The following is a 9,048-nucleotide window of genomic DNA, read 5'->3' as shown; positions in this document are numbered from 1 at the left end:
TACCGGAGTGAGGGCACACCGAGCCTGGGCGAGGTGCCGAGTGGTGGGGCAAGAGCGTTTTGCTTACTTTTGCGCTGTTCAAAAGTGAGCCGCTGTAAGAGCGGAACCCATATCAGCCATCACCTAAATAACGGATATACCCCCAGCTCAATCAAACTTATAGCTGATCGCAGTCTGCACCTGCCCCTGATTCACATCCCCGGTTTCCTTGACGATGCTGCTATTGGCCGCCGAACCCACAAGGTGAATCCAGCTGGCACTGGTCAACAGCGACCACTTCGCATCCAGGGGAAACTCAAAACTTTGCGTCAACGTCAGGTTCTGAAACCCGGCACTGGCGTTATAAGGCCGAAACCCCGAAGCCGCCGCCTCGTTCGCATCCACCCCGAAAAACGTCTGCGCCTGACGCGCATCGGCAAAGTGCGCCATCAAACCGGTGCTGCCGATGATGCCGCTCCCCAACGGATAACCCAGCTCACCCCCAAGCTTGCCCACCACGCCACTTTGATCCCGCGCACCGCCCACGGCCTGGCCCACTTGCGCATACACCCGCCAGAACTCAGCCGGTGCGTACTGAATAAAGCCCCCGACCTCAGCCATGTCCGAAACATCCCGCAAGCCCCGCAACGACCCGTTGGCAGTCCGCCCCGGCAGGTAATTGATATAAGGCCCGGCCGTAAAGCCTTGGGTATTCAGGGCACTCCAGGTCAGCCCGTCGTCGGTACCCAGGCTGACACTCCCCCAATCCAGATCGAAGTAAGGAATGGGCCGCGTTTCGTAGCGGCTGCCCGTCGGATCATGGGGCTGATAGCTGACGCCCGCGCCGACCTCGCCGGTGATCCCGTCCGCCAGCGCAGCGCCGGAAACACCCCACAGCCCCAGCAAACCGGCGAATACAGCAAAAGTAACCCTGAACATGGAGCCATTTCCTTTTGTGAACATGCGCGCATGAACGCGCAAACACCCTGCCTTAGGCAAGCACTCATCTAGGTTGTAGCAAGCTACAAAAATTGTAGCCAGTTCCGACACAACCACACGCCGGTACCCGCCAAACCCCTTGAAAACAGGGGTTTCTAGCACTTGGCACACTCCGTGCTCTATCCCCTGCAAGCGCAACAGCGCGTTCCTACTTCATAGGTAAATGCAGATGATTCACTGGCATATCGTGTGTGACTTCGACGGGACCATCACCCCCACCGACGTCATCGACAACGTCCTCCAACGCTTCGCCGGTCCCGAGTGGGAAACCATCGAACAGGAATGGCTGGATGGGCACATCGGTTCGCGCGAATGCCTGAGCCGTCAACTGGCGCTGATCAAGGCGACTCCCGCCGAGTTGCTGGCCTACTTCGACAGTGTCGAGATCGACCCGGATTTCCCGGATTTCGTCGACCATGTCATGGGCCTCGGCGCTTCCATTGAGGTGGTCAGCGATGGCATCGAACAAGGCATCGCGCGGATTCTGTCGCGCAACTACGTGACCTTGTTGCCGATCCTCGCCAATCGTCTGCGCCAGGTCGACCAGAACAGCTGGCGCATCGACTTCCCGTATTCCAGCGACGCCTGCCGCGCGGCTTCCGGCAACTGCAAGTGCAAGTCCACCCCGCGCAACAAGCGCGTGCTGGTGATCGGCGACGGCAAGTCCGACATGTGCGTGGCCTCCACCGCCGACTTCGTCTTCGCCAAGGCCAGCCTGGCCGACTACTGCGAAACCAACAACATTCCCTACGTGCGGTTCGACACCTTCGCCGAACTGCCGGCATTGCTGGCCAAGCTGCCTCAGGGCATCGCCGCCAACGCCACCTCCTTCAGCACCTCTTCCGACAATCAGGAACTCTTCCACCATGTCTGATATCCGTATTGCCACCGCAGAAGACCAGGTTCTTCTGGATAAAGAAGCCAAGTACTGCTCCTACGGCGACACCGTTCACTACATCGACCCTCCGCGTATTTTCAGCCGTTGCGAAGGCTCCTACGTGTGGGACACCGAAGACCAGGCTTACCTCGACCTGCAAATGTGGTACTCGGCCGTTAACTTCGGTTACGCCAACCCGCGCCTGAATAACGCGCTGAAACAGCAGATCGACACCCTGCCGCAAATCGCCAGCCAGTACCTGCACAAAGGCAAGATCGAGCTGTCGGAAATGATCGCAGTCGACGCCAAGAAAAAATTCGGCCTCGACGGTCGCGTGCACTTCAACGTGGGCGGTTCGCAGTCCATCGAAGACTCCCTGAAAGTGGTGCGTAACGCCACCAACGGCAAGAGCCTGATGTTCGCGTTCGAAGGCGGCTACCACGGCCGTACCCTCGGCGCGTCCTCGATCACTTCGAGCTACCGCTACCGTCGCCGCTATGGCCACTTCGGCGAGCGCGCCAACTTCATCCCGTTCCCGTACCACTTCCGCGGCCCGAAAGGCATGACCAAGGAAGAATACGGCAGCCACTGCGTGCAGCAGTTCGCCCGCCTGTTCGAAACTGAATACAACGGTGTGTGGGACCCGAAAGTCGGCCAGAGCGAATACGCTGCCTTCTACGTCGAGCCGATCCAGGGCACCGGCGGCTACGTGATCCCGCCGATGAACTTCTACAGCGAGCTCAAGCAGGTCCTCGACCAGCACGGCATCCTGATGGTCGTCGACGAAATCCAGATGGGCTTCTGGCGTACCGGCAAGCTGTGGTCGATCGAACACTTCGACGTCAAACCTGACGTGATCGTCTTCGGCAAGGCATTGACCAACGGTCTGAACCCGCTGGGTGGCATCTGGGCCAAGGAAGAGTTGATCAACCCGAAAATCTTCCCGCCAGGCTCCACTCACTCCACCTTCGCGTCCAACCCGTTGGGTACCGCGGTAGGTCTGGAAATGTTCAAGATGACCAGCGAAGTCGACTACGGCGCGATGGTCATGGCCAAGGGCAAATACTTCCTGGCCGGCCTGCAAGAGCTGCAAAAACGCTTCCCGATCATCGGCGACGTCGACGGCCTGGGCTTGGCACTGCGCTGCGAAATCTGCGCTCCGGACGGCTTCACGCCGGACAAGGCCACCCTGGACTACATGGTCGAGGAAGGCATGAAGGGCGACATGGTGGTTGACGGTCAGAAACTCGGCCTGATCCTCGACGTGGGCGGCTACTACAAAAACGTGATCACCCTGGCACCGTCCCTGGAAATCAGCTACCCGGAAATCGACCTGGGCCTGAAGCTGCTCGAGCAACTGCTTGTGCGAGCGACCAAACGGTGATCAGCCACGAGATCGACCTCGGTGAAGGTGATGCCGGCTTCGTTCTCGGTAGCGGTCCGGTGGGGATCCTGTTGATCCACGGCCTGACGGGCACCCCGACGGAACTCCGTCGGGTGGCCCAGGGCTTGGCCAAGGTCGGTAACTGCACGGTGTACGTGCCGACCCTGGCCGGGCACTGCGGGGACAACAGCGACCTGCAAGCCACCGGCTGGCAGGATTGGTACGAAGGCGTGCGCAAGACGTTCGTCGCGGTGAAACAACGCCACGAGCAGGTGTTTGTCGGCGGTTTGTCGATGGGCGCGGTGATGTCGATGTACGTGGCGTCGCAGTTCCCCGGCCAGGTCGCTGGCTTGTTGATGTACTCCACTACCTTGAAGTACGACGGCTGGAGCATCAGCAAGATGGCGTTCATCACGCCGTTGCTGATCCGTATTCCCTTCGGTGTGCGCCTGTTCCGCTTCACTGAGAAGCCGCCCTACGGCATCAAGAACGAGCGCCTGCGGGCCATCGTCGAGCGGCAGATGAAGGAAGGGGAGAGCAGCGAGGCGGGGCTGTTGACCATGGAAGGCGTCACGGTGCGCGAACTGCACTGGATGAATGCCGTGGTGAAGAAACTCATGCCATCGATCAAGACCCCGGCCCTGGTACTGCATTCCATCGAGGATGACATCACCAGCCGCTGGAACGCCGATTACGTGGAGCGCCACCTCGGCGGCCCCGTGACCAAGATCCTGCTGGACAACTGCTACCACATGATCACCGTCGACCTGCAATACCGCCGGGTGATCGAGTTGAGCGCCGAGTTTGTCGGGCAACACGCACACGCCACAGAGGCACCTGAAGATTATCGACAGCTGGCTTGAACCCTAAGGATTTGACGTGATCACCGCCCAAGCCTTTTCGACCATTCGGGCCATCGAACGCAGTGCCTGGAACGACTGTTTTCCCGATGCCCTGGAGGATTGGGACTATTACGTGGCCGTGGAAAATGCCGCCATTGATGATTTTCAGTGGCGGTATCTCGCGGTGTTTGACGAGGCAACGCTGGTGGCGGTCGCGCCGGCGTTCATTACGCGTTATCGCCTCGACACCACGGTGTCGGGCGTAGGCAAGCGCTTTACCGAGCGCCTGGAGCGACTGTGGCCGGGTGTTTTGAAGCTGGGCCTGTATGCCATCGGCTCGCCGGTGGCGGAACAGTGCAATGCGGGTGTCGCCAGTCATGTTCCCGAATCCGGGCGCGAGGCGTTGCTTGCGCAGTTACTCGCCGCCGCACGCCGGGATGCCGATGCGTTCGGCGTCGGGCTGGTGGCGGTCAAGGACGCACCGACCAAGGACGAAGGCTGGTCAAACAGCTGCCTTGGCGCGGGTTTCCAGAGCATGCCCAGCCTGCCCACGGCATTATTGCCGATTCCCTTTGGTTCAGTGGACGCCTACCTGGGTTCCCTGGACAAAGCCACCCGCAAGGACTTGCGCCGCAAACTGCGTGCGCCTGGCCCTCGCATTGAGTGGCGACGTAATATCGACGACGTACTGCCGCGCATCATGGCGCTGTACGAGGCCACCCTGGAACGTTCCGACCTGCAGTTCGAGCGACTGCCGGCGGGCTATTTCACCGGTATCCTTGAACAGCTGCAAGAGCGTGCGGTCTGTGTGCTTTATTGGGTGGACGAGCAACTGGTGGCGTTCAACCTGATCCTGCTGAACCAGGATCGCCTGATTGACAAGTTTTTCGGCGAAGACAGTGACTACAGCCGCGAATACAGCCTGGCGGTGCGCAGTTGGTTAACCAATATCGACTACTGTATTCGCCATGACATTGCGTTGTATGAGTGCGGTCAGGCCGGCTATGCCAGCAAGTTGCTGCTGGGCTGCGAGTTCCAGGGCAACAGTATGTTTTTCCGCCACCGCAACTGGCTGGTCAACCGTGCGCTGCTCGTTGCAAAAGTGTTTCTCCGACCGGATCGATCCGACCCTGCCATGGCTGCTGCGATAAGCGAAACCTGATGATCAACAAGACCCGCCAAAAAGCCCGCCCCTTTGCCATTTCGCGTTGGAGCGTCCAGCGCAAGCTGGTGCTGGCGTTCTGGCTGGTCACCGTGATCCCGACAATGATCGCGGCGGAGCTGGCCGCCACAACGCTGTCGCAGATTTTCGACAGCAACGTGCGGATCTGGCTGCAAGAGTCGACCAAGATCGTCAAGGACGAGATCGGCGACATCCTCCACGACAACGCCCGGGTCGCCCAGCTGTTCCTGCGCTACACCAAGCCGCCGTCGTCGCGCCAGGCCGAGAAGCACGACAAACTGACCGCCGACATTGCCGCCGCCACCGACATCGATGTGGTCGCGCTGATCCGCAGCAGTGACCACAAGATTGTCTTCAGCACGGCCGCCGATGACATCGTCAAGCAAATCAACCTGGCCAGTAATGCGGTGTTGCAGACGGTCGAGGTGGCTGGCGTGACCACCGGCGTGGTGGTGTCGACCTTCGAGACCAGCGAGGACGGCGTTGACTATCAGCTGCTGGTGGCCACGTACCTGGACAGCAGTTTCCTGACCAGCGTGGCTGATGTGCACTCGCTGGACCTGCGCTTGTACCTGGCCAACCCCACCGGTTTCTCGGAAATTTTCTCCACCCAGCGCTTTGTCGATCACCCCAACCGGATTCCTTCGAATATCGAAGCCGCGCTGCGCAGCACCAAGCAGCCCAGCGAACAGTTCACCAACAACTACAGCGGTTTGTACTGGCCGATCTTCAACGATGCCGGCGAGCTGCAAGGGGTGATTTTCAGTGGCCTGCTGCGGCACACCAGCCTGGTGGGCCTGGTGAACCAGAGCAACCTGTTCGTGCTGATCTTCCTGCTCAGCTCGGCCTTGTCCCTGGCGGCCGGGATGTTGGTGTCTCAGCGCCTGACCCGCCCGCTGCGGGATTTGTCCGAAGGCGTCAGCGCGGTGATTTCGGGTAACTATCAGCATCGCGTGGCGGTCAGCGGCGGCGACGAACTGGCGCAACTGAGCAGCACCTTCAACCACATGACCGAGCGCCTCGGCGAGTTGCATCACCTGGAAGCGCAACTGCGCCGCCGCGACCGCCTGCATGCGCTGGGCGAGGTCGCCATGGGCCTGGCCCACGAAATTCGCAACCCGCTGGGCATCATCAAGACCGCCACCCAGTTGCTGCACCGCCGCGTCGATTTGCCGGAAACCGACAAGCGTCACCTCGAATACGTGATCAGCGAGGTCAGCCGGATCAACGACCTGATCACCGAATTCCTCGACTTCGCCAAACCCAGCGCGCCGTTGCGCACAGTGCAAGCGGCACGGCCGGTGGTGGAAGAAATCCTTGGCTTCTGCGGGCCTGAGCTGTCGACCCATAACATCGATGCGCAAATCGATGACCAGGCGCCCGGCGCGACAATTTATGCCGATGCCAAGCAGCTCAAGCAGGCCTGCCTGAACCTGATTCTGAACGCCATCGACGCGATGCCCGGCGGCGGTCGCCTGACCCTGGGCATCCAAAGCGTGGGCGGCAACACAGTGATCAGCATCGCCGATACGGGTGAGGGTATTCCGCCGGACATGATCGAGCGGATCTTCACGCCATTCGTCACCACCAAGGCCTCGGGTACGGGCTTGGGTCTGGCCAAAGTCTTCTCGATCATGGAAAGTCATGACGGCAGCATTGAATGTGTCAGCGAGAAAGATGCCGGCGCCACCTTCAGCCTGTACATTCAGGCCCAGGGTGACGACGACGGCGATGATGAGGATGGTGATGACGCATAACGTATTGGTAGTCGACGACGAACCCAAGCTCTGTGACTTGCTCTCGTCGGCCTTGAGCCAGAGCGGGATCCAGGTATTTACCGCCGGCAACGGCCTGCACGCGCTCAAGGTGCTGGAGCAGGAAGACATCGACCTGGTGATCAGCGACTGGCGCATGCCCGGCATGGACGGTCCGGCGCTGCTGGCGGAAATCAAGGTGCGCTACCCGCAATTGCCGGTGATCGTGATGACCGCCTACAGCACCGTGAAAAACGCGGTGCAGTCGATGCGCAACGGGGCCTACGACTACATTGCCAAGCCGTTCGACATCGACGAACTGGACATCACCGTGGCCAAGGCCCTGCAGTTTCGCGACATCATGCGCGACAACGCGCGCATGCGTGCCGAGCTGGATGAACACGCCCAGTTCGACAGCCTGGTGGGGGATAGCCCGGCGTTTCGCCGCGTGCTGCATGCCGTGGATTCGGTGCGCGACAGCAACGCCACGGTGCTGCTGACGGGCGAAAGCGGCACCGGCAAAGAGATGGTCGCCCGAGCCATCCACAAACACGGCAACCGCGCCGACAAGCCGTTTGTGGCGGTCAACTGCGCGGCGATTCCCGAAGGCTTGCTGGAAAGCGAGATGTTCGGCCACCGCAAGGGCGCCTTCACCGGCGCCGTGGCGGACCGGGTCGGGCGCTTCATGCAGGCCGACAAAGGCACGTTGTTTCTCGATGAAGTGGGCGATATGCCGTTGGCGTTGCAGGCGAAAATCCTGCGGGCCTTGCAGGAGCGGGTGATTGAACCGGTGGGTGACCCGCGCGAGCGCAAGGTAGATGTGCGGGTGATCGCGGCTACCAACAAGAATTTGCTGGATGCGGTGGCCAACAAAGAATTTCGTGAAGACCTGTACTACCGCCTGAATGTATTCCCGATTCCCCTGCCGGCCCTGCGTGAGCGGGTGGAAGACATCGCGCCGCTGGCCCGGCACTTTGCCCAGACCTTGAGCGCCACCGCCGGTAAACGCATCACCGGTTTCAGCCCCGAGGCGTTGCAGGCGATGGCGGCGTATTCCTGGCCGGGCAATATTCGCGAGCTGCAAAACTGCGTGGAGCGGGCGACCATCGTCGCGGCGACGCCGGTGATCGAGGACATTGATTTGCCGGCGTATCTGTTTGCTTCCAAACCGGCTGAAGACGGCGTGGGCGCGATACTCAGCAACGGGCCGGGTGTGCCGCAGGATCTGGACGCGGCGCTGGCCGAGGTGGAGAAGGCGTACATCATGGCCGCGTTGCAGGAGAGCAACGGGGTGCAGGCTGCGGCGGCGCAGAAGATCGGGATTTCCGAGCGCAGCTTTTGGTACCGGTTGAAGAAGCTGGGGATTCAGGTGGACAAGATTGTTCGCTAGGCGGCGCTGAGCAGTTGTTGGGGGGAGTACATATCCGTTATTTAGGTAACGGCCGCTTATGGTTCCGCTCTTACAGCGGGTCACTTTGGAAAAGCCCCAAAGTAACCAAAGGGCTCTGCCCCGCCTGTCGGCACCTCGCCTAGGCTCGGTGTTCCCTCACTCCGGCATTGCTCCGCGGGCCGCCGCGACGGGGCGTCCCTGCCCCGTCGCGGCTAAACCGGCGTCCTGCCGGTTTACCCGCTCCTCAATCCCTGCGTTCGGCCTCGGGCTTATTGGGGCAGTCAGATCCAGATCAAAAGCAAGAGCACAGCGGCCTACAGGCCGGCTTGAGTGGTAGAAGCCAGATCAAAAGCCAAAGCGAAAACCAAATCTGAAACTGATGCAGCTCTGCTTTTCTGTGGGAGCTGGCTTGCCTGCGATGCAGGCACCTCGGTTTTTCAGGTACACCGAGGCGATGCCATCGCAGGCAAGCCAGCTCCCACATTTGACCGTGCCCGCTTTAGAATTTGATCTTGCCTTTGCTTCACACCACTCAAGCCGGCCTGTAGGCCGCTGTGCTGTTGATCTGCTTTGGATCTTGATCTTAGGCGCCCCGTTAAACCACGCTGGCCGAACGCAGGCTTTGGAGCGTGGGTAACTC

7 protein-coding genes are annotated in these 9,048 nt (G+C 60.6%); 6 read left to right on the top strand and 1 reads right to left on the bottom strand.

Annotated elements, in window-relative coordinates; translation table 11 throughout:
* Positions 1 to 147: 147 nt before the first annotated feature.
* On the bottom strand, positions 148 to 918 hold the full coding sequence (locus MUM_RS0112810) for a MipA/OmpV family protein (RefSeq protein ID WP_010170213.1): 771 nt from the start codon (positions 916 to 918) through the stop codon (positions 148 to 150).
* A 229-nt stretch (positions 919 to 1,147) separates the two neighbouring features.
* Between MUM_RS0112810 and MUM_RS0112805 the strand changes: the two genes are divergently transcribed.
* From MUM_RS0112805 to MUM_RS0112780, 6 genes are read left to right on the top strand one after another with little or no spacing between them, the layout of a single operon-like run.
* On the top strand, positions 1,148 to 1,852 hold the full coding sequence (locus tag MUM_RS0112805) for an MtnX-like HAD-IB family phosphatase (RefSeq protein WP_010170212.1): 705 nt from the start codon (positions 1,148 to 1,150) through the stop codon (positions 1,850 to 1,852).
* Positions 1,845 to 3,239 (top strand): aspartate aminotransferase family protein, encoded by a 1,395-nt coding sequence (locus tag MUM_RS0112800; RefSeq protein ID WP_010170210.1) that lies wholly within the window; start codon positions 1,845 to 1,847, stop codon positions 3,237 to 3,239. The genes MUM_RS0112805 and MUM_RS0112800 overlap by 8 nt, the downstream gene beginning before the upstream one ends.
* A complete protein-coding gene (locus MUM_RS0112795) occupies positions 3,236 to 4,102 on the top strand; it encodes an alpha/beta hydrolase (RefSeq protein WP_010170208.1) in 867 nt (288 codons plus the stop codon). Before MUM_RS0112800 ends, MUM_RS0112795 begins: the two co-directional genes overlap by 4 nt.
* 16 nt (positions 4,103 to 4,118) lie before the next feature.
* Positions 4,119 to 5,243 (top strand): GNAT family N-acetyltransferase, encoded by a 1,125-nt coding sequence (locus MUM_RS0112790; RefSeq protein WP_010170205.1) that lies wholly within the window; start codon positions 4,119 to 4,121, stop codon positions 5,241 to 5,243.
* On the top strand, positions 5,243 to 7,021 hold the full coding sequence (locus MUM_RS0112785) for a sensor histidine kinase (RefSeq protein ID WP_010170203.1): 1,779 nt from the start codon (positions 5,243 to 5,245) through the stop codon (positions 7,019 to 7,021). Before MUM_RS0112790 ends, MUM_RS0112785 begins: the two co-directional genes overlap by 1 nt.
* A complete protein-coding gene (locus tag MUM_RS0112780; protein ID WP_010170201.1) occupies positions 7,011 to 8,408 on the top strand; it encodes a sigma-54-dependent transcriptional regulator in 1,398 nt (465 codons plus the stop codon). The genes MUM_RS0112785 and MUM_RS0112780 overlap by 11 nt, the downstream gene beginning before the upstream one ends.
* Positions 8,409 to 9,048: the final 640 nt, after the last annotated feature.

This window comes from Pseudomonas sp. PAMC 25886, from assembly GCF_000242655.1.
Classification (GTDB): Bacteria; Pseudomonadota; Gammaproteobacteria; order Pseudomonadales; family Pseudomonadaceae; genus Aquipseudomonas.
This window is presented reverse-complemented; position numbering and strand designations above follow the sequence as displayed.